The 20996-nt window shown below is 40.7% G+C and carries 17 protein-coding genes; 12 read left to right on the top strand and 5 right to left on the bottom strand.

The window, feature by feature from the left end:
- Positions 1-91: 91 nt before the first annotated feature.
- The 7 genes from OB69_RS09505 to OB69_RS09475 all read left to right on the top strand — a co-directional run bounded on the left by OB69_RS09505 (position 92) and on the right by OB69_RS09475 (position 8468).
- The gene (locus OB69_RS09505; protein ID WP_157608535.1) at positions 92-487 is read left to right on the top strand and encodes a hypothetical protein; all 396 of its coding nucleotides are present in this window, start codon (positions 92-94) and stop codon (positions 485-487) included.
- Entirely contained in the window at positions 462-1037 is a 576-nt protein-coding gene (locus OB69_RS09500; protein ID WP_071426756.1) for an RNA polymerase sigma factor, read from the top strand. The genes OB69_RS09505 and OB69_RS09500 overlap by 26 nt, the downstream gene beginning before the upstream one ends.
- Before the next feature lie 37 nt (positions 1038-1074).
- Positions 1075-1287, top strand: coding sequence for a hypothetical protein (locus OB69_RS09495; protein ID WP_053223483.1), 213 nt, complete (start codon positions 1075-1077; stop codon positions 1285-1287).
- 280 nt (positions 1288-1567) lie between these two features.
- Positions 1568-3055 (top strand): bifunctional metallophosphatase/5'-nucleotidase, encoded by a 1488-nt coding sequence (locus OB69_RS09490; RefSeq protein ID WP_053223482.1) that lies wholly within the window; start codon positions 1568-1570, stop codon positions 3053-3055.
- A 409-nt stretch (positions 3056-3464) separates the two neighbouring features.
- Positions 3465-4709, top strand: a complete 1245-nt coding sequence (locus OB69_RS09485) for a TlpA family protein disulfide reductase (protein ID WP_053223481.1) — start codon at positions 3465-3467, stop codon at positions 4707-4709.
- A gap of 824 nt (positions 4710-5533) precedes the next feature.
- Positions 5534-5860 (top strand): PadR family transcriptional regulator, encoded by a 327-nt coding sequence (locus OB69_RS09480; protein WP_053223480.1) that lies wholly within the window; start codon positions 5534-5536, stop codon positions 5858-5860.
- 1 nt (position 5861) lies between these two features.
- Positions 5862-8468, top strand: a complete 2607-nt coding sequence (locus OB69_RS09475; RefSeq protein ID WP_053223479.1) for an ABC transporter permease — start codon at positions 5862-5864, stop codon at positions 8466-8468.
- Positions 8469-8528: 60 nt separating this feature from the next.
- Here OB69_RS09475 and dnaA read toward each other — a convergent pair whose 3' ends face one another.
- Positions 8529-9944, bottom strand: coding sequence for a chromosomal replication initiator protein DnaA (dnaA, locus tag OB69_RS09470; protein ID WP_053223478.1), 1416 nt, complete (start codon positions 9942-9944; stop codon positions 8529-8531).
- A 267-nt stretch (positions 9945-10211) separates the two neighbouring features.
- On the opposite strand from dnaA, the gene OB69_RS09465 reads away from it, so the two are divergent.
- The 5 genes from OB69_RS09465 (at position 10212) to OB69_RS09445 (ending at position 15995) form a co-directional block, all read left to right on the top strand.
- Complete coding sequence (locus tag OB69_RS09465; protein ID WP_053223477.1) at positions 10212-11348, top strand: methylmalonyl-CoA mutase family protein; 1137 nt, start codon at positions 10212-10214, stop codon at positions 11346-11348.
- Positions 11349-11357: 9 nt separating this feature from the next.
- Positions 11358-13475, top strand: a complete 2118-nt coding sequence (gene scpA / locus OB69_RS09460) for a methylmalonyl-CoA mutase (RefSeq protein WP_053223476.1) — start codon at positions 11358-11360, stop codon at positions 13473-13475.
- Positions 13476-13557: 82 nt separating this feature from the next.
- On the top strand, positions 13558-14679 hold the full coding sequence (locus OB69_RS09455) for a hypothetical protein (RefSeq protein WP_053223475.1): 1122 nt from the start codon (positions 13558-13560) through the stop codon (positions 14677-14679).
- A gap of 309 nt (positions 14680-14988) precedes the next feature.
- Positions 14989-15630, top strand: coding sequence for a DUF4253 domain-containing protein (locus tag OB69_RS09450; protein WP_053223474.1), 642 nt, complete (start codon positions 14989-14991; stop codon positions 15628-15630).
- Between the two features lie 137 nt (positions 15631-15767).
- Positions 15768-15995: a hypothetical protein gene (locus tag OB69_RS09445; RefSeq protein ID WP_053223473.1), complete on the top strand. Its 228-nt coding sequence runs from the start codon at positions 15768-15770 to the stop codon at positions 15993-15995.
- 264 nt (positions 15996-16259) lie between these two features.
- On the opposite strand, the gene OB69_RS09440 is transcribed toward OB69_RS09445, so the two are convergent.
- Genes OB69_RS09440 through OB69_RS09425 form a run of 4 tightly spaced genes read right to left on the bottom strand, consistent with a single transcriptional unit; the run spans position 16260 to position 20738 of the window.
- Positions 16260-17111, bottom strand: a complete 852-nt coding sequence (locus OB69_RS09440) for a hypothetical protein (protein WP_157608533.1) — start codon at positions 17109-17111, stop codon at positions 16260-16262.
- A gap of 26 nt (positions 17112-17137) precedes the next feature.
- Positions 17138-18445, bottom strand: a complete 1308-nt coding sequence (locus tag OB69_RS09435) for a hypothetical protein (protein WP_053223471.1) — start codon at positions 18443-18445, stop codon at positions 17138-17140.
- Positions 18438-19925, bottom strand: coding sequence for a cellulose synthase family protein (locus tag OB69_RS09430; protein WP_053223470.1), 1488 nt, complete (start codon positions 19923-19925; stop codon positions 18438-18440). The genes OB69_RS09435 and OB69_RS09430 overlap by 8 nt, the downstream gene beginning before the upstream one ends.
- Entirely contained in the window at positions 19926-20738 is an 813-nt protein-coding gene (locus tag OB69_RS09425; protein WP_082338137.1) for a glycosyltransferase family 2 protein, read from the bottom strand.
- Positions 20739-20996 lie beyond the last annotated feature (258 nt).

The following is a 20996-nucleotide window of genomic DNA, read 5'->3' as shown; positions in this document are numbered from 1 at the left end:
TGCTCCAATTCTCAAAAAAAATATCGCTCACTTAAAATATTTTTCTATCTCATTTGTCTACCTATACAAGAGAACATAATTAATGATTGAAATGAGAAAGAAAGAATTTATATATAAGTACAAGTACATTTTCTTCCCTGTATTTGGCGCAGCAGCGTTGTTTTTGTTTGGTTCCGTAATCATGCTTTTATGGAACTGGTTAATGCCAGAAATTTTTGGTTTGACCGCCATTAGTTTTTGGCAGGCCTTAGGACTCTTCATCCTTTCAAGAATACTTTTTTCAGGAATTGGGGGTAAAAAGAAACATTCTCATAAACACAAATGGAGTGACTTAAAAGGTCGTGAAGAATGGAAGACCATGAGTTCAGAGGAACGTAAAGAATGGTTCAAAAAAAGAAAGTTCGCGCAATGGATGGAGCATAAAAATGATTGTTTTTCCGATTCAGACGTAAAAGAAAACGATGGTTCTGACCGTGAGCAAAACTGAGCATAAGGAAAATGTAGAAAGGCAGATTAAAGAACATCAGCCGAGAATCCGCTCTTTTATCAAGAACAGAGTTCCTTCTACAGAAGATGCTGAAGATATTGCTCAGGATGTGTTTTTTCAGTTCGTGAAAACTATGGACACCACGCATAATCCTATTGAGAATATCTCTGGTTGGCTATTTCGCGTTGCCCGAAACTTGATTGTGAATAAAAGCAAGAAAAAAAAGGAAGCGCCTCTTTTCATGGAACACGATGGCGATGATTCGGAAGGTGTGATTGCCTCGCTATTTCCCCAAACAGATGAAGCGGACAGTCCGGTGAATGTTTATATACGGTCATTGATGTGGGAAGAACTAGAACTTGCGCTTACGGAGCTGCCTATTGAACAACGCGAAATCTTTGAATTGACTGAATTGGAAGGGGTGCCTGTAAAAGAAATTTCAGCAGTTACAGGAATTTCCATCAACACTTTGCTTTCAAGAAAACATTATGCCGTTAAGTTTCTTCGCAAGCACCTCAAAACAACTTACGAAGAACTGATAAACGATTAACAATCAGAATACCTCAAACTATACAACAACAATCACCATGGTTCATATTTTTAAAACTTCCGTAGCCAGTAAAAAAGAAGTACGGCAGGTGGGCTCATTTTTGAATATCTTATTGCCTAGCGAAGAGTGGAATTTTGACCTAGAAGACTGCGATAAAATCTTACGGGTTGAAACCGAAGAAGTAGCCCCCGAAACCGTTATTACTATATTGACCAGCCAAGGTTTTTATTGCGATGAATTGACTGGATAGGGGTGACTTTCTAATTGGCTTTGCCGAGTGAATTTGACCTTTCGAACCATAAAGTAAGCCCTAAGATTAATATTCATGGTCTGACCTTCGGTGCCGACCTTAGAATAGTCTCCTGTGTAATCGGTCGGTACCGAAGGTCAGACCGTAGCCTAAAAGAAGACTGTGATTCCACCCCGATTTAGGCTTTGCCATACCCCACCTTTCACTTTAAGTATTCCAAAGTCTACGGCTTTAAACTTCATTTTTACTAACTTTATTGCAAGTTTAAAAACGCATCTTCATGAAACGACTTTCCCTTTTTTTCCTGTCTGTTTTTTTTATTTTTTCTAGTTCATGTTCTTCTAAGAAATCTTCGGACACGGTAGATTTCATTGTTTTACAAATGAATGATGTCTATGAAATTGCTCCATTAGAAGGAGGCAAAGTAGGTGGAATGGCGCGTGTAGCCACAGTGAGAAAAAATTTATTGAAGGAAAACCCGAATGTGTTTACCATTCTTTCAGGAGACTTTGTAAGCCCTTCTTTAATTGGTACGCTTACTTATGAAGGAGAAAAAATTGCAGGCAAACAGATGGTAGAGGTGATGAATGCCGTGGGTGTTGATATTGTTGTACCAGGTAATCACGAGTTCGACATTAAAGAGAATGAACTGATCAAGCGAATTGCAGAATCAAAGTTTCAATGGACCACCACTAACGTTTTTCATGTTGTAAATGATGACACCGTTTCTTGGACACAGAACGGCCAGCCTTTTCCTAACCACATAATGAAAACCATTGATGGAGTGGATATTGCATTTTTTGGTAGTACCGTACCCTTTACTAAAAAGGATTATGTTAGCTATACCGACAAGTATGAGTCGATGAGAGAAGTTTATAATAGCATAAAAAGTGAAGCGGAGGTGTTTGTAGGCGTAACTCATTTAGAGGAAGACATGGACGACTCGTTGGCTACTTATTTTGTGCCTGAGCTCGACCTGATTTTGGGAGGTCACGACCACGCCAACATGAAATATACTTTCGGAAATACGCTAATGACCAAAGCCGATGCTAATGCTAAAACAGTATATGTGCACACGGTGAGTTACAATAAAGTCACAGGTAAAACCAGTATTACTTCCGAGCTAATCCCTATTAATGAAAGCATATTGGAAGATACTGAAGTAAAAGCCTTAGTAGACAAATGGGTGAACATTTCCAATGAGAGTATGGCGGCAATGGGTTATACGCCCAATGAAATTGTGATGACTACCACCGACACCCTCGATGGGCGCGAAAGCAGTATTCGCTATCGCCCCACCAATTACCCAATTATGACAGCCGAGGCATTTTTATTCGCTGTACCCAAAGCCGATTTGGCTATTTTTAATAGTGGCTCCATTCGCCTAGACGATCAGCTTACTGGTACCATTACCGAGTACGATATCCTTCGGTCTTTCCCTTTTGGAGGTGGCATTTCAGTAGTAGATTTAAAGGGCGATGTAGTACAACGCATTTTAGAAACCGGCACAGTAACCAATGTAGGTATTGGTGGTTATTTACAATTGGCCAATGCTGAAAAGAAAGCAGATGGTTGGTACATCAAAGGTGAAAAGCTATCTACTTCCAAAACCTATAAAATGGCGCTTCCTGATTTCGTACTCAGCGGTGGCGAAGCCAACCTTGAGTTTATCAAAGATTATCAAAACCAAGCCATCGCCCCTCCAGATTTCAACGGTATTAAAAACGATGTTAGGGATATTGTGATGGCTTATTTTAGGGGGAAGTAAGCCGATGCGTCACTGCGAGGCACGAAGCAGTCTAACATCGGTTAAATCTACTATTTCAGTCACCTCGTAGATTCCGAAATCTCGGAATTTCACGCTTTACAAGATAGCTTTTCTCCTTGTGTTACTGAAAAGGATGCTTACAGCATGACTTGGCTTGTTGGCTATTACCCAATACCACCTTCGCGAAACTTCGTGTTCTTTGCGGTTAAAAAGCAACCTAACAGTCGCTTGGCTTTGCCGAGTGACTAGTAGGTAGATTCCGAAGCACAATTTATATAGATTAGTTTATATGACTCATCTCAACCTTCTATTGATATGTTCTGATATCAATAGAGTTGGATTAACAAAAATTAATCTACAATTACAGTATTAATCATTGATATATACAGATAAATAATAATATTTAAAAATGAATATATCTATTAGGTTTTTTCTTTCTGCACTTATCTATCTTTTCGGGTCTAATTTTACTCAGGGTCAAACTGAATATAGGGTAACCTTAGATAAAAAACTGGATCTAGACGCCATTACCAATGGAATGGATGTTGACATACTTTATGAGTACCTTTATGAAGGAAAGATCTATAAGGACGGAAAATCACATAAGATTGTAGCCCCAAAAACCACAAAGAAGCTAGCCTATGGTCTTGCTGATTATAGAGGTGACCTACAAGGAATTAAGCATGCATTTGTTTACATGATAGCAGACTACGAGACTGAAGAGCCTATTTTCTATTTCGACAATAATTTAAACTTTGACTTTACGGATGACGGTGAGCCTAGATCCTTTGAGAAGGATACTGTTCTCGGTTTTTTCGATGGTAAATTGAATGCCAAGTTCTTGGAATTTAAAATTAAAGATCAAGAAAGAATACTACTTAAATTGAAGTCCACGAATGAGGAAGATTACTCTCTTCGCGTTGTTAAAGATGAAAATGTAAAAGTAGTTCACTCCAAATTTTGGTTCAATGAGCTTATTCCTGATAGAGCTAAAGGTTTTGTTGAGGTGGATGGGGTTAATTATGAAATTCAAATTTCAGATTTTGACGCTAATACTAAGTTCGGTACAAGGCAAGACTTACTTTTTACCAAAATTGCTAACGACAAAATAGCCAAGCCAAACTACTGGGAGTATAAAAAGGGGTTATTTCGACTTGGGGATAAGGGGTTCAAAATTGAATCAATAAACGAGAGTGCCACAGAATTAATAATAAAAGAGACTGCTCTTTCTAACATCCCAAAGAAAGTAAATGTGAATGATCAGATACCTGACATAAGTCTAGAAACACTCACTGGTAAAATTGATCTTCTTCCTTTATTCAAACAAAATAAATATACCCTTCTAGACTTTTGGGCAACTTGGTGTAAGCCTTGTATCGCGGCATTTCCAGAGATGAAAGATATCTATGAAGAATATGGCGATGAATTTGGAATCATTGGAATTGCGGATGATAAAAAAAGTTCGACAGAAAGATTTCTAACCAAAAATGTAATCAATTGGCCTCTGGCTTTCGTTACGGAAGATGTTCAATTTCAATTCAATATTTTGGCCTTACCCACTTATTACATTGTAGACTCAGAAGGGAAAATTGTGACCACTATCGCAAGTATGAAATCACTTAGATCGTTTCTTGAAGAGAATTTGAGCAAGTAAACCTTAGTTAGTATCCAGGTTTTGCTTTTCACCAGACCTAGACATCCTTCCCGTTGCTTCTAAAAAGATGCCTACAGCATGACTTAGCTTGTTAGCAACTACACGAAAGCTAGCCTTAGTAGCATAGCCAACATATACCCCAACCTTTGCGAAACTCCGTGTTCTTGGCGGTAAAAGGATTCCCCAACAGTCGCTTGGCTTTGCCGATTGACTAGTAGTACGTTGGTTTCAAACCAAAACTCTAAACATCACTCGGTGCAACCGAGCGATTGCACTAAGTGCTGATATTCCGAATAGTGCTGGTTTGGGCGGCTTTCTTTGGATTATAGGCCCTATTATTTCAGGGTTCTTTTTTGGGTTTGTCTATTTGATTGCCATCATGATTAGTATAAAGCTTAAAGTATATGCGGGTTGGACTTGTATTATTTTTAACCTAGCTACTGGTGTCTATTTATTCTTCTCAGCATAAAGAACTTCAATTAGCCATTAGTTGAAGAATTGATCCTCCAATATCTTTGTGGGATACCGAAACACCCGCGAAGCTTCGGGGCGGCATGACTGATCGAACAGGCTTTTCCCAGAACCGTCACTGCGAGGCACGAAGCAGTCTAAAACCGACCTCATCCAGCTATTACAGTCATCTCGTAGAGATCTTATCACGCATCATAACAAATATAAGGTCACTGTCAACAACTAGCATTAAGGCAACTTTTAGCCGCCCAACGCACTACACATTTCTCAATGCCCCATACTATTTTTAATAAAAACTGCAATTGCGAATAAAATAATTTTCTATATTTACTGCAATTACGAATGATATAGCTATGAAGAAAACCAAATTAGGAGAGTTTGAAGAGCTAGTACTTATGACGGTGGTTGTGCTTCAAGCCGAAGCCTATGGGGTAGAAATTAAGCGCGAACTGGAAGATCGACTCAAAGAAAAGCTGAGCGTAGGCTCGATACAGTCCGCTTTAAAACGTATGGAAGAAAAGGGTTTTCTGACTTCAGAATTCGGGGAATCCACCCAAAAAAGAGGCGGAAAACGTAAACGCATTTATAGCGCCACACCTTATGCCCACAGGGTTTTGGAAGAAATGAAAGACATCCGCACCCAACTTTGGTCAGCCATGCCAAACATAGCCACCAGCTAATTTGAACAACGCACAAAACGATATTCAGCCGCCTCGCTGGTCATTAAGGCTTCTACGCTTCTTTCTGAAAAAAGACTTTTTAGAAGAAATAGAAGGCGATATGGAGGAAGTATTCGCTGAAAATTTAGCTGAGTACTCGGTCAAAAAATCTAGACGGCTTTACAATCGTGAGGTCTTAAAACTGCTACGCCCTACTTTGGTCAGAGGGCTTGGCGGAAATCATCAACTCAATTATCTCGGTATGTTACAACACAATTTATTAATCACGCTCAGAGGTTTCAAAAGGCACAAAGCTACTTTCCTAATTAACCTTATTGGCCTTTCCACGGGTTTAGCTGCGGCCTTACTCATTTTCCTTTGGGTAAATGATGAACGTTCGGTAGATACATTCAATGAGAAAAACGACCGACTGTATTGGGTCTTCACCAATTTCACTTTACCCGAAAGCGTGCTCACTTGGGATTATACTTCGGGCAAATTGGCACAAGCCATAAAAGAAGAATTCCCTGAAGTGGAAGATGCGGTGCGGGTGGGCAATCACTTTTTTAGGCCTCAATGCACCATTAGCCACAGCGAAAAAAACTTTGAAGTAAACGGCCTTTTTGCGAGCCCTAACTTCTTCCAAGTCATGACTTACCCGCTGATTTCGGGAACAACAGAAAGGATAATTCAAGACAAAAACTCAGTTGCAATTTCAGAGTCGCTGGCCAGTACTGTGTTTGGTTCTGCTGAAAAGGCAGTGGGTAATACGATTGAATGGGAGAGTTCATTTTTCAACCAAGCTTTTGTGGTAACTGGTGTGTTTAAGGATCCTCCAAAAAATGCCACCGAGCAATTCAATATTGTTGTCAATTACCGAGTATTGATCGATGCTGAAGAATGGGCCGAAGATTGGAAAGGTGGTTATGCACGCACCTACTTACTTTTAAAAGAAGGGGCAAATGTCGAGCAATTGAATCAAAAAATTGCGGGTTTAATGCATGAAAAAACAGGTAATAATAAGCAAAACCTCTTCCTTCAGCCCTATGCCAAAAACTACCTTTATGGAACGTATGATAATGGAATTCAAGTAGGTGGTAGAATAGAGAATGTTCGGCTTTTCACAGTCATTGCCATTTTTATTCTACTAATTGCCTGCATCAATTTCATGAACCTTTCTACTGCGCAAGCTTCCAAAAAAATGAAAGAAGTAGGCGTGAAAAAGGCCATTGGAGCCAACCGCAGAGACTTGGTTCTTCAGTTTTTAGGAGAGTCCATTTTACTTTCACTTCTGGCGCTTTTGGTGGCCATTGGCTTGGTTGTTTTGCTTCTTCCTCAGTTCAATGAGATTACTTCTAAGCAGTTTGAATTTAATCTTAGCGATTTCATTTTAACCCTTTTAACCATCGTATTGGCCACAGGACTACTAGCCGGTAGTTACCCTGCTTTCTACCTGTCAGGCTTTAAGCCCGTGGCAGTGCTTAAAGGAAAAGTAGCTAACCTAAGGGGTGAGGAGTGGATCAGAAAAGGTTTGGTGGTGGTGCAGTTCACCCTGTCCATTATTTTCATTATTGGGGTAATCACCATCAATAGACAGATGGAATATACCTATAGTAAACCGCTGGGTTATGATCGTGAAAACATCATAACCTTTACCCGAAAAGGCCCAGAAAATTTCGATCCTACTCCGTTTTTAACAGAGCTTAGGGCATTGCCTGGCGTAACCAGTGTTGGCAATATGTCTGGCGACTTTCTTTGGGGAAATGACAACAGCAGCGGCTACTCATGGAAAGAAGGTGACGAGGATGACAATCACCTGTTCAAATCGCCAAGAATCGGTTATAACATTGTTGAAACGCTGGAACTAAAACTTGTAGCAGGCAGGGCATTTTCAAAAGAAATGAATGACGATGAGAGCAAAATAATGCTGAACGAAACCGCTGTAAAATTTATGGGACTGAAAGATCCAATTGGCTTTCAACTGGAAGCTTCGCCAGACGATTTTAAGGAAGTGATAGGTGTGATAAGTGATTTTCAATATGGCTCATTGCACCAAGAAATTGAGCCCATGCTTTTCCGCTTCAGGAGTAGCGGAGATGATTTTATCGTCAGATTGCAACCAGGAGATGAAGTAAACACACTTGAAAAAATCGAAATGATTTACGCCAAGTTCAACCCAAAACACGACTTCGAGCCTTCCTTTTTAGAAGATGATTATCGAGCCCTGTATAGCACTGAAGATAAGGTAGCCCAACTGTCCAACTACATGGCGGGTATTGCAATTCTCATTTCGTGCCTTGGCCTATTTGGTTTGGCCACCTTTACCGCAGAACGAAGAAGCAAAGAGATTGGAATCAGAAAAATATTGGGTGCAAGCCAAGCTGTAGTAGTAAAATTACTTACGGTTACATTTACTAAAACAGTGCTGATTTCCATCATTCTTGCCATCCCAATTGGTTATTACTTTTCGAACCAATGGCTTCAAAATTTTGCCTATTCCATTGAATTGAAATGGTGGTTCTTTGCCTTGGCAGGTATTTCGGCCTTGTTAATTTCCTGGCTTACCGTAGGCTTTCAAACGATTAAATCAGCCAGAATTAACCCTGTTGACTGTTTGAAGAATGAGTGAAGATTGAAAAAACCACACAAAGGTTTTAGAGAAATAAAAAAGAGGCTTAAAGCCCCTTTTTTATACTGATTTCATTCTCATTTTCTTCTTGAGTTCGTCCATGCTATGGCAGAACTTAGTGTCAATTTCAATCATATCGCTGACCGATTGCACCGCATGAATTACGGTAGAGTGGTCGCGGCCACCAAAATGGTAACCAATAGATTTTAATGAGTGGTTTGTATATTCTTTGCACAAGTACATTGCTACTTGTCGGGCAATTACAATCTCTTTCTTACGCGTTTTATCTTTCAAATCTTCCACGCTAATCTGGAAGTATTCACCTACCGACTTTTGGATAAAATCAACACCCACTTCCGATTCAATGTCGTGAACGATGTTCTTAAGCGTTTGCTTGGCCAGCTCTAGGTTGATTTCCGTTTTATTTAGCGTTGCATGAGCAATAAGTGAGATCAGAACACCCTCTAATTCACGCACGTTAGTATCTACACTATAAGCCAAATATTCCACCACATCATCAGGAATATAAATTCCATCCGATTCCATTTTTCTGGAGATAATGGCAATTCTGGTTTCAAAATCAGGCATCTGTAAATCTGCCGTTAGTCCCCATTTGAACCTAGAAAGTAACCGGTCTTGCAAGCCCTTCAAGTCTCTTGGCGGCCTGTCACTCGACATAATAATTTGCTTGCCGCTCTGATGCAAATGATTGAAAATGTGGAAGAACATTTCCTGCGTTTTCTCTTTGCCCGAGAAAAACTGCACATCATCTATAATCAAAGTATCTACTTGTAGATAGAAGTTGGTAAAGCTTTGAATGCTGTTGTTCTTAATTGCGTCAGTAAACTGGGTGGTAAATTTTTCAGAAGACACATAGAGCACAAAATGCTTTTTATCGTCTCTTCTAATTTTATTTCCAATAGACTGAATTAAGTGAGTTTTCCCCAAGCCAACTCCGCCATAAACCATCAACGGGTTAAAAGAAGTAACCCCTGGTTTTTCGGCTACAGCTATACCGGCAGACCTCGCCAAACGGTTACAGTCGCCTTCAATATAATTTTCGAAATCGTAATTCGGATTCAGGTTAGAGTGTCGAAACTCGTCTTCTACCGAAGGCATGTCAAACGGGCTATGAATTTTTGCCGGTTTGTCTTGCTCCCATTTATTCTTTGGGTTTTGATTAGGTAAGGTTACAGAGTAAGCTTGATTTTGGGCGCTTCCACTGTCAACAATTACAGAGTATTCAAGTCGGCCATGTGGCCCCAGTTCGGTATGAATCACCTGCCTTAACAGCTGAACATAGTGTTCTTCTAGATATTCGTAGAAGAACTGGCTTGGTACCTGAATGGTAAGAATACCTTCATTCAGTTTGAGTGGAACGATAGGTTCAAACCAAGTTTTGAAACTTTGATCGCCCACTTGGCTCCTAATAAATCGGAGACAGTCTTCCCAAACCGATACGCAATCTTTCACCATCAATTGATTATACAAATTGGATAAAAAATCCCCAAGTGATTTTTGGGGGACGACAAAAATGATAAAAATAAGACGAACATGAAAGGCGAATTCATAAGAGAGGTGAAAATAATTTGACCGCCAAAACTAGCTCCCTTAGCTATGTGCCTCAGCGCCTGTTAAATGGCCTAAACCGGTTTCAAAATCCAGTTTATCAATGTGAATTTCACTTTAAATCAGCATGGCGATTTGAAATCCCTTATTTTCGTGTCATTAAATGGATGGAGTATGGAGCAAAGACTTTTCGATGACTTTAAAAAACCAGAGCCTAAAGCTTGGCAGAACCAAATCATTAAAGAACTGAAAGGAAAATCTATTGAAGAACTGAATTGGAAAATCGCGGGTGTTGAAGGAAAGCCTTTTTACACTGAAGAAGATTTACCAGATTCATTACCACAATTACAAAGCCCAAATCAGCAGGCAGAAGCTCTAGGAATAAGAAATTGGGTTAACTACCAAGTAATTAAGGTGGACTCGGAAAAAGAGGCCAATGAAAAGGCCCTTTTAGCCCTAAACAATGGCGCTACAGGCATTTTATTTCAACTGATAGCGGTTCCAAATTTCGACATACTGCTCAAAGATGTGCTGCTCAATTATTGCCAGATTGGTTTTGAAATAGAAAATGGAGCTGAGTCGTTAATGAATGCCTTTGAAGCTTATGTAAAAGCAAAAGGGATTAATGAAAATGAAGTAAGAGGCTTTATCCGCTCCAATGAATCGCCTTTTTTAAGTAAGCTGCGCAATTTCAGATTTTTCCTTTCAGAAGAAAAAAATGAGAATGCAAGCCTAGGTTTAGCACTTCTACTTGCCAAAACGATCGATGTTATTGACACGAATACGACCACAACTGAAGAGGTTCAAGCATGGTTTAACCAACTGCAGTTTAACCTCAATGTAGGTGAATCATACTTTCTAGAGATCGCCCGTCATCGCGCATTAAGGATTTTGGTTGCTCAGCTTGCAAATTCATATGGTTTTGAATTAGCACTGAACATCATTCAGATTTCGTCTAGTTCTGGCCAATGGAACGAACCCACCAAGGATGAATATAATTATTTGTTGCGCGCAACAACGGAAGCCATGACTGCCATTATAGGAGGAACAGACGCTGTGATTATTCAACCTTTCCATCAGCTATTCCCTAAAAATACAGCCCAAGGCGAGCGCATTGCCAGAAACATTTCTACTATTCTTAAAGACGAATCGTATCTGGACAAAACCCTCGACCCCTCTGCTGGCTCTTATTATATAGAATCACTGACCGCCCAATTGGTAGAAAAAAGTTGGGGCATTCTTCAACAAATTGAAGAAAAAGGAGGTTTAAAAAACCTTTCTGAAAACGACATTAACGCTTTAGCCCTTTAATCCGAAATTATGAGACCGACATTAAAACCACTCAACATCTCGGCTGAAAGTACTCAAACTAAAGCTGCTGAAAATTGGACAACTGCAGAAGGAATTGAAGTGCCTTCAACTATTTCTTTTTCCGAAATTAAAGATGCCGAGCATTTAAAGTTTGTGGCGGGAATTCCTCCTTACCTGCGAGGTCCTTATGCTTCAATGTATACCCAACGCCCTTGGACCATCCGCCAATACGCTGGGTTTTCCACGGCCGAAGAATCAAATGCTTTTTACAGAAGAAATTTAGCCGCAGGGCAAAAGGGACTGTCTGTAGCTTTCGATTTGGCCACTCATAGAGGTTATGACTCCGATCATCCACGCGTGGTGGGTGATGTTGGGAAAGCAGGTGTGGCCATCGATTCCATTTTGGACATGAAGCTGCTTTTCGATCAAATTCCGCTCGATAAAATGTCGGTTTCCATGACCATGAACGGAGCGGTGTTGCCCATCATGGCATTCTACATTGCTGCCGCAGAAGAACAAGGTGTGGCAAAAGAAGAGTTAAGCGGAACCATTCAAAATGACATTCTGAAGGAATTTATGGTGCGGAATACCTATATCTATCCGCCCTTGCCATCTATGAAAATCATTGGCGATATTTTCGAATATACGTCCAAAAATATGCCTCGATTTAACTCGATCAGTATTTCGGGCTATCACATGCACGAGGCGGGTGCGCCAGCGCATATCGAGCTGGCTTATACTTTAGCAGACGGTTTAGAATACATCCGCACCGGCATTAATGCAGGAATGGACATTGACACCTTTGCCCCACGCCTTTCGTTTTTCTGGGGAATTGGCATGAACCATTTTATGGAAATTGCTAAAATGCGAGCAGGGCGCTTGCTTTGGGCAAAAATTGTAAAGCAGTTCAATCCAAAGAACGAAAAGTCGATGGCACTGAGAACACACAGCCAAACTTCGGGCTGGAGCTTAACAGAGCAAGACCCTTTCAATAACGTTACTAGAACTTGTGTGGAAGCCATGGCCGCTGCGCTTGGTCATACGCAATCGCTGCATACAAACGCCTTAGATGAGGCCATTGCCTTACCTACGGACTTCTCGGCAAAAATCGCCAGAAACACACAAATATACCTTCAGCAAGAAACTGACATTACCAAAGTGGTAGACCCATGGGGCGGCTCTTATTATGTGGAATACCTTACCGAAGAACTGGTAAAAAAGGCTTGGGAACTGATTGAAGAAGTGGAGGAGCTTGGCGGAATGGCCAAAGCCATTGAACAAGGCCTTCCGAAAATGAAAATCGAAGAAGCCGCAGCCCGCAAGCAAGCACGAATTGATTCAGGAAAAGACATTATTGTAGGGGTAAACCAGTATCAGGTAGATGAAGCCTTAGATTTCGATTTACTGGAAGTGGATAATGCTTCGGTACGAAAATCGCAATTGGAAAGGCTGGCGGTTTTGAAAGCGAATAGAGATACAGTAAAAGTAGAAGTGAGCTTAAAAGCATTAGAAGATGCTGCCCGTTCTGGCGAAGGCAATTTGCTCGAACTGGCAGTGGATGCCGCTAGGCTGAGGGCTTCTTTAGGGGAAATTTCTACAGCATTGGAAAATGTTTTCGGAAGACACAAAGCTGTGATCAGATCAATTTCTGGCGTATATTCAAATGAAGTGAAAGACAACGAAGACTTTAAAAAAGCCCGAGAATTGGCCGATAAGTTTGCCGAAATGGACGGTCGAAGACCGCGAATTATGGTGGCGAAAATGGGGCAAGATGGCCACGACCGTGGTGCTAAAGTAATTGCTACCAGTTTTGCCGATTTAGGTTTTGATGTAGACATTGGACCACTTTTTCAAACCCCAGAAGAAACGGCACTTCAAGCAGCCGAAAACGATGTGCACATGATTGGCGCCTCGAGTTTGGCCGCAGGACATAAAACCTTAATTCCACAACTTATTGCCGAATTAAAGCGTCTAGGGCGTGAAGACATAATGGTTATTGCAGGTGGTGTAATTCCTCCAGCCGATTACGATTTTCTGAGAGAAGCTGGAGCTGCGGCCATTTTTGGTCCGGGTACAGTAATTGCAAAAGCGGCTCAGGAAATTCTTCTGAAGTTGATGGAAGAGTGAGCGGTTGAAAAAAACGCTTAAAGATTTTAACCAGAACTAAATAACAGATTTCTTTGTAACAATCAGGGATAAGCTTAGGTCAATGCAAATCATCGAGGTTAAGAGTAAAAAAGATAAGAAGGATTTTCTGGACGTGGCCAGAGTTATCTACAAAAATGATCCGGTATGGGTATGCCCTTTGGATCAGGAAATCAATAATATTTTTGACCCGAAAGAAAACGTGTTCTTTCAAAATGGAGAGGCCGCGCGTTGGGTTTTTAAAGATGATAAGGGAAACCTGATTGGCAGAATTGCTGCTTTTATTAATGAGAACAAAGCTAATTTTGGTACTCAACGGATTGGTGGTATTGGCTTTTTTGAATCCATTAATGATAAATCCATAGCCTTTCAAATTTTTGATACCGCCAAAAAATGGCTGTTAGAAAGAAAGGTAAACACGATTCAAGGACCGATTAATTTTGGCGAAAACGATTCGTATTGGGGGCTTTTGGTAGAGGGTTTTACACATCCATCAAACGGAATGGCTTATAACCCGCCCCATTACCGTGATTTTTTTGAAGCCTATGGTTTTAAAAAGAAGATGGAACAACTGACCAACCATTTGAACATAAAGGATGGTTTGCCAGAGCGCTTTGTCAAAATTGCGAAGTATGCCATTTCGAAAAAACCAAACCTTACGCTAAAACCCCTAGATGCCAACCGATTTGATGAATGTGCCGCTGATTTCATGGAAATCTATAATTCGGCATGGGCACATCACGAAAATTTCACCCCCATTAAAAAGGAGTATGTAAAAGAGACTTTCGAAAAAGTAAAGCCTTTTTACGACCCTAACTACATCTGGTTTGCTTATGTAGATGGGCAACCTGCTAGTTTCGTTTTGGTGTTGCCCGATGTAAATCAAATCTTAAAACACCTGAATGGTAAACTCAGTCTTTGGAATAAGCTGCGTTTTGTGATGTTGAAGCGGAAGAAAACCATTACTAGGCTTAGGGTTTGGGCCATGGGAACGCATCCAAAATTCCAAAACACTGGACTAGAATCCGTTTTGGTTTACAAATGCTTTGAAGGCGCCATGAAAAGCCAGTATGTAGAAGGGGAACTCTCTTGGGTAGGCGATTTTAATGATAAAATGATTGCTATTCATAAGGCATTAGGCGCTGTGCCAGGAAAAAAGCACATCACTTACGAACTTGCTGTTTAGTAGCTACTACTTTTTTACTCGAACTGTACCTCCCTCCTGTGAAAGCTCTGGCGCAAGAGTTACAAACGTACTTACGATTATTGGATCGAAAGCCGCCTAACTTCAGTTACGCAGCATGTTAAATGCTAAATAGACAATAAATATTGCTGTTCTATCAGTTAATTTCACTAAACTTATTGCTTGTTAAAAGGTGCGTATAGCACACCATATTGGGGTGCTAACGCTCACTTTGTGACAATTTATATCGCTATACGCCACGTTTGTGATCGATAGCTAACGTTGTAGCCAATACGAGAAAAAACAAACTGAATGAAAAAAATATTAATGTTTATGGGAATTTTATCCTTCTTTGGTTGTGGAGCAAAAGACTTATCACCGAAAGAAACTGAATTAGTCAATAAGTTAGATTTTGATATCGAACTTATGAAAGACCTAAAAAAAGAAACCAAAAGTGAATTAATTCAATTGCCAGCAATCGACCAAGAAACTGCTGATGTTTTGGATGAATTTCATAACGGAATTCACTCAAGTATTTCAGAAGAAAAAGCAAACACGATTGTAAAACAGTTAAAGGAAAAATTTAGAGCAAAGGGATATTTAATATTTGCTTTTACAGGAGAAGATGATTCTAAAAGTATTGGAGTAATAAAAGGAACAAACGACCTTGATATTTTGCGATATAGAAGAACGGACGGAATTAATCACGATTATGAGAATGACGATATTGTTACCAAAATATCTGAATGGAATGATGAATTCGGATTGACAGTAATTGGTTGCGGACGTGATTGGCTCGAATTGGAATTCAAAAAATTACCAACTGACTTGGACACTTTTTCTGAAGAAGTTTATGAATTCTGTCCAGATTCTGTTGACCAAGGAGTTGGAGAAGTAGAAAATTTAAAAGAATTAATAAAAGAAATGAACGGAATTTGGTTGTGGTGGGACTAAAAAAAGTACTGGCTACAACAATGGCTATAAGTAATTGCTTGTTCTCGCCTACTTTGGAAATTCCGCAGGAATTTCCAACTTGGTGTGTACTTGTAAAGTTGAGTGCTAAACCACGCAACTACTCATAGCCTAGAACGTTGGCCGTAGCCTATAGCGAAGGAATTCCTTTTCAGGCAACCGAAGGCTCCGATGTTTCGGTCTGTCTGTTTAAAACAGTAGTGGCCATGGACGGAGAGATTGCTTCGTCACAAACTTCCGCTATCGCGAAGTTTATTTCTCGCAATGACAAAGCCGAAAGTTTCCCCATTTTTTTGCACTTGAAGCTTTCAAGGGTGGTTGTAGCTTATCGAGAATTTCATCTATAAATTATAGAATACGTTAAGCAATCTCAATCTTCTTTTAGGGTACGGTCTGCGCTTCGGTACCAACCGATTACAGAAGGGCCACTCTAAGGTCGGGACCGGAGGTCAGACCTGATAATACTAAAAGCCTCAAGTTTTTCGCAGAAGTAGTCGTAGTTCATTACCTAGTACACAAGTCTGACGTGCCGTCCGACTTTAAAAGAGGTTCGGGACCGGAGGTCAGACCTGTATAAATTAACGAAAGCACCTGTCTGGCCCTGAAATAGGTTAATACCCAAACCGATCTAAATAAGACTGATAGAAAGGAATCATCAAGTCACCGTATTGCTTAATGAGGTTTTGATAGGCCGTGGCCGCATCGGCAAATAGGCCTCTATTTTCAAACATAATGGCCTTGGTCAAATCAGTGAGCATAGTACCTTCTTCAGGAAAAGTATTCAAGGCTTGATCGAGCAATTCCTTGTCCGGAGGAGAGAGCTTATCTAGAAAATAAACTCCCGTAGATCGTTTACTATTCTTGGCGAATACTTCCACCCCAAATAGGCCTTTAAATGCCAAGCTATTGCTCAAAAGGTCAATGCTGAAATGAGTGGAATCGACAACATGCGTTTCAAAAACCTGATCATATTCGTTCCAAAACCTTACTTGATATTGATCCTGAATATCTGCCCAGTCCAGTTGAATGTACCTTCCATAAACTTCTGTAGAAGAAGGGAAATTGAGGTGGAGGTCTACAAAATTGGAAGGTTCTTTGGCGTATTCGTTGGGTGGCCAAGCTTCTAAATTTCGTTTTGGGTTATAGAATTTTTCCCATTCGGTATAAATCAATTCTGAAGGAGGATAGAGTTCTTTAAGGTCGAGCGTGGCCATATTATACTGGCCTTCGAGTTCAATTTCTAATAACCGCCCTTCGCTATCCATCAAAATGACCAAGCCGTTTGGTAGCACTTCGATTTGATCTTTTTTGCTCAGAGGTGTTCCGTTTTTCAGTTCAAAATATCCCTTTTCCGTCTTTTTGTAGTTTTTTCCAGAAGATAGAATCACCCTAAAACCTTCTTGACTGTTGGCCAAGAAACCAAACATAAGAAAAACGAAAATGAGGGAAAGGTGCCTGAACATTGATGCCAATTTAGTAATCCTTGGCATCAAAAAAACCACCTTTGCAATGAGCGGCCTGTGGCTTCGTAAAGGGCAAAAATAGCCACCAGACTGTATTCGATAATCACGATTTCAATCCATTCAAAATATTCACCACCAAGGTAGTTGGCGTAGGTAAAGAAAATGAGCAGTGTCCATAAAAACGCAAATCGCTTTTCGGTAAACACACTAATGGCCAGTAAAGGAATGGCATACCAAGGATGAACCGTGGTAGCAAAGAGCAAATAAATCGTCCAAACCCAGAGCATTCGCACAGGCAATTCTTTTTTTGACGGCAAAAGCGAATACAGTAAAATTCCAATAAAAGTAGCGGCCATCATCCATTTCCCCGACTGCGCTATAATGTTGTGCCCCTCGGTTTCAAAACCATACCAACGCGCTAAATAATAGATGCTGCCATTGAATTCAAATTTCTGGAAATACAGTTCTAGACTGTCTTTTATCGCCCAAATATGGGCCGTATTGATTAATGGAAGAAAAGAAATAATAAGCACTCCAGCCACAATGAGGCCGTAGATCAGGGTCTTCTTAAAGCCAATTTTTCTGATCAGCAGCGGAAGGAAAATCAGGGGTAGAAATTTTGTTGCTACCGAGAGCCCAAACCAAATGGCTGACTGATGAAGCTTCTTCTGTTCGTAATTCCACAAGGCCAAAAGCAGGAAGAAAATCATAATGGCTTCGAAATGCAGATTGCCGGTTAGCTCTAGGACTACCATAGGGTTAAGCGCATAGAAAAGGCCATACCTTTCAGGCAAACCATAATGGCGTAATAGCTTTCTGATCAAACGAATATTGCCAAACTCGAAGGCCAGAATAATCACGCGTAAAATCACAATGGACCAGAATTCGGAACCCGGACTTAGCAAAGCCGATAGGAAGAAAAACACCTGATTAAAAGGCGGATACACCGAGAAATACTCGGGGGAATTAAGCTTGGCAAATAAACCAATATTAATGCCTTCAATACCCTGCACTAAATAGGTTGTAGGCAATTCTTTGTACGGATCGACCATTTGAGTCAGCAATCTGCCATCCCAAATAAAGCGGTATACATCATCGGATAAACCAGGAATGGAAAAGAGCAAAAGCAGCCGAAGCAGCATGGCCCAGTAAAAGGGCAAATCTGCTTCTCGTTCTTGCGTGCAGCGCATAATGTAAATCATGGATACGGCCATCAATACAAAAGACGATAGCAAGGGGATTGTCAGCGCACGATCTAAGTAATAGCCGGCCACAAGAATGAGCATGGCATATAGAATGTAGGCAAATGAAAGTCGGTTATTATTTTCAGGCATTTCGCGTATGCTGCACGGTATAATAGAATACCAACAGAAAGCCTAAGCTAAGCAAAATATGAAAAGGGAGTAAAGCAAAATCTTGAAAGTAAAAGGCCAAGCCCAAACCAGCCATAAAATAGAGCGAAAGCAATCCCTCCACCACGGTAAGCGGATTGATTTTCTTCACGAAGTATTTGTTGCCTTTCCAGCCTTCTTTTTTGCTTGTAATGTTGAATTTTGGGGTACGTACAAATGGGGTTTTCTTTCCAATCCAACCTTCGAAAACGGCTACAGCATTGTGAATGCTCAGGCCTAGAAATACAGAAAGCAGCATAAACATTTGAGGCACAAATTCCTTGAGGGTTTTCCAAAAACCTTCGCGTTTTTCTTTGAAGCCATTCCAATAGAAGATGACCAAAAAGATATAGCCCAGTAGGAAAATGCTAGAAACGTTTAACAGCGTTACCCAACCTGTAGATAGATTACGGATGAACAAAACAGGTATACTTAGCATGGCCGTAACCACTATGCAAATGAAAATGGCGGAATTCAATAAATGAAAAGCCGCATGAAATTTCGTTCCGAAAGAAAGGTTCGACTTCAGTACTTGAGGAAGTAGCTTTTTACTGGTCTCAGCCGCGCCTTTTGTCCAGCGGTATTGCTGCGATTTAATAGCGCCCATGGCCGCAGGAAGTTCCGCAGGAGCCACAGTGTTCGACACATAAAAAATTTGCCAGCCTTTAAGTTGAGCGCGGTAACTCAAATCCAAATCTTCAGTCAGCGTATCGGCTTTCCAACCACCAGCATCATTGATGCAGCTTTTTCGCCAAACACCAGCGGTTCCGTTAAAGTTAAGGAAGTGACCTCCGCTGGAGCGCCCATTTTGTTCTACGAAGAAATGCGTGTTCAAGCCAAAGGCCTGAAGTTTGGTCAGCATGGAGTAATTCTCATTGATGTGCCCCCAACGACTTTGAACTACTCCAATTTTCTCATCATGCGCAAAGTGCGGAACCGTATTTTTTAGAAAGTCCCTTTCTGGAACAAAATCCGCATCAAAAATGGCGATGAATTCGCCTTTGGCAATCTTCATTCCGTACTGCAGCGCCCCCGCTTTAAAGCCTTTTCGCTCAGGCCTTCTCACTTGTGCAATGTCAATTCCTTTGGCCTGCCATTCGGCTACTTTTGCTGCGATCAAATCAACGGTCTCGTCATTCGAATCGTCCAGCACTTGAATTTCCAGCTTGTCTTTTGGCCAATCGAGTGAAGCCACCGCATCAATCAGCCTTTCCACTACATACAATTCGTTGTAAACTGGTAATTGAACAGAAACTAAAGGGTGTTTATAATTGGCAGGAATTTCGGGGATTTGCGGAAGTAAATTCTTTCTTTTCGCCTTGCGGTACTTATAAACAAGGTTCAGTTGTGATATGCTGTAGACGAAAATAAACGACAGCGCTCCAGTGTATAATGTTAATATGATCAGCTCTAGCCAATACATTTATAGGTATTTAAATATGGTAAAGATAATCTTGTAGCCGGCCATTACGGTGCCTTTCACAGTACCCGACACCTTGCTAACCCCAATTCGCTTTTTATAGTTTACGGGCACTTCTGTTATTCGTAATTTCTGTTTTGCGGCCTTCAATTGCATCTCCACCGTCCAACCGTAGGTTTTGTCCTTCATGTCGAGCGCCACTAACTGAGGAAAAGCGATAGCACGGAAAGGGCCAAGGTCGGTATAATTAACTTTATAAAACCATTTCATCATTGAAGTGGCCAGCCAATTACCAAATACCTGAGGAAAGGTCATGGAACCTCCTTCACGATTTCCCAAAGCCCTAGAGCCAATGACGAAATCTACCTTACCATTTACAATAGGCCCTGCTACTTCTGTCAATTGCTGTGGATAGTCAGAATAGTCGCCATCCATAAACACTAAAATATCGGGGCTGTTACTGGGGTCTTTTAAGTATTCAATGCCCATTAAGCAAGCATTTCCATAACCTGCTTTGGGTTGATGAAGTACCGTAGCCCCAGCGTTTTCAGCGACTTCGGCTGTTTTATCGGTAGAACCGTTGTTCACCACAATAATTTCCTTCACCCAGTCTTTTGGAATATCAGCAATTACATGCGCGATAGATCGCTCTTCGTTGTATGCGGGTATTACCACTTTGATGTTCGGCCTCACCTGTTCGTTCACGGACAAAATTAAAAATATTAATAAGAGGAAAGCTTCATTCGACACATTAGTTCCTTTATTCTGAAATTCGTTTGGCCAAATGTGTTTTATCTGACCAATACAATTGTTCATTTTATGTTTTTGATAGAAATGAGGTTAGGGTCAGGCCGCCCCTCTGGGGCTTGGTGTTTGAGTTTGTCGTTAATGCCGCTACAACCAGTTCACCCCTCTGGGGTTATCTAATGAAGCTTATGTTTTTCCTGAATTTTGTAGTCTATTTTTAATGCCTACGGCAATAGGCTCAATGGGAGTGAAGATTATTGGAAGGAGAATTTATCTAATGAGAGTTTGTCGCTAAAGTTAAAAAACCCTTCACCCCGCTGGGGTTGA

Origin of the sequence: Roseivirga seohaensis subsp. aquiponti (assembly GCF_001267955.1) — a bacterium.
Classification (GTDB): Bacteria; Bacteroidota; Bacteroidia; order Cytophagales; family Cyclobacteriaceae; genus Roseivirga; species Roseivirga seohaensis.
This window is presented reverse-complemented; position numbering and strand designations above follow the sequence as displayed.

Excerpts from the sequence above, each read along its gene's own strand:
- OB69_RS09505 (WP_157608535.1), top strand. The coding sequence starts at position 92 with ATGAGAAAGAAAGAATTTATATATAAGTACAAGTACATTTTCTTCCCT.
- OB69_RS09500 (WP_071426756.1), top strand. The coding sequence starts at position 462 with ATGGTTCTGACCGTGAGCAAAACTGAGCATAAGGAAAATGTAGAAAGG.
- OB69_RS09495 (WP_053223483.1), top strand. The coding sequence starts at position 1,075 with ATGGTTCATATTTTTAAAACTTCCGTAGCCAGTAAAAAAGAAGTACGG.
- OB69_RS09490 (WP_053223482.1), top strand. The coding sequence starts at position 1,568 with ATGAAACGACTTTCCCTTTTTTTCCTGTCTGTTTTTTTTATTTTTTCT.
- OB69_RS09485 (WP_053223481.1), top strand. The coding sequence starts at position 3,465 with ATGAATATATCTATTAGGTTTTTTCTTTCTGCACTTATCTATCTTTTC.
- OB69_RS09480 (WP_053223480.1), top strand. The coding sequence starts at position 5,534 with ATGAAGAAAACCAAATTAGGAGAGTTTGAAGAGCTAGTACTTATGACG.
- dnaA (WP_053223478.1), bottom strand. The coding sequence starts at position 9,944 with ATGGTGAAAGATTGCGTATCGGTTTGGGAAGACTGTCTCCGATTTATT.
- OB69_RS09465 (WP_053223477.1), top strand. The coding sequence starts at position 10,212 with ATGGAGCAAAGACTTTTCGATGACTTTAAAAAACCAGAGCCTAAAGCT.
- scpA (WP_053223476.1), top strand. The coding sequence starts at position 11,358 with ATGAGACCGACATTAAAACCACTCAACATCTCGGCTGAAAGTACTCAA.
- OB69_RS09455 (WP_053223475.1), top strand. The coding sequence starts at position 13,558 with ATGCAAATCATCGAGGTTAAGAGTAAAAAAGATAAGAAGGATTTTCTG.
- OB69_RS09450 (WP_053223474.1), top strand. The coding sequence starts at position 14,989 with ATGAAAAAAATATTAATGTTTATGGGAATTTTATCCTTCTTTGGTTGT.
- OB69_RS09440 (WP_157608533.1), bottom strand. The coding sequence starts at position 17,111 with ATGTTCAGGCACCTTTCCCTCATTTTCGTTTTTCTTATGTTTGGTTTC.
- OB69_RS09435 (WP_053223471.1), bottom strand. The coding sequence starts at position 18,445 with ATGCCTGAAAATAATAACCGACTTTCATTTGCCTACATTCTATATGCC.
- OB69_RS09430 (WP_053223470.1), bottom strand. The coding sequence starts at position 19,925 with ATGTATTGGCTAGAGCTGATCATATTAACATTATACACTGGAGCGCTG.
- OB69_RS09425 (WP_082338137.1), bottom strand. The coding sequence starts at position 20,738 with ATGAACAATTGTATTGGTCAGATAAAACACATTTGGCCAAACGAATTT.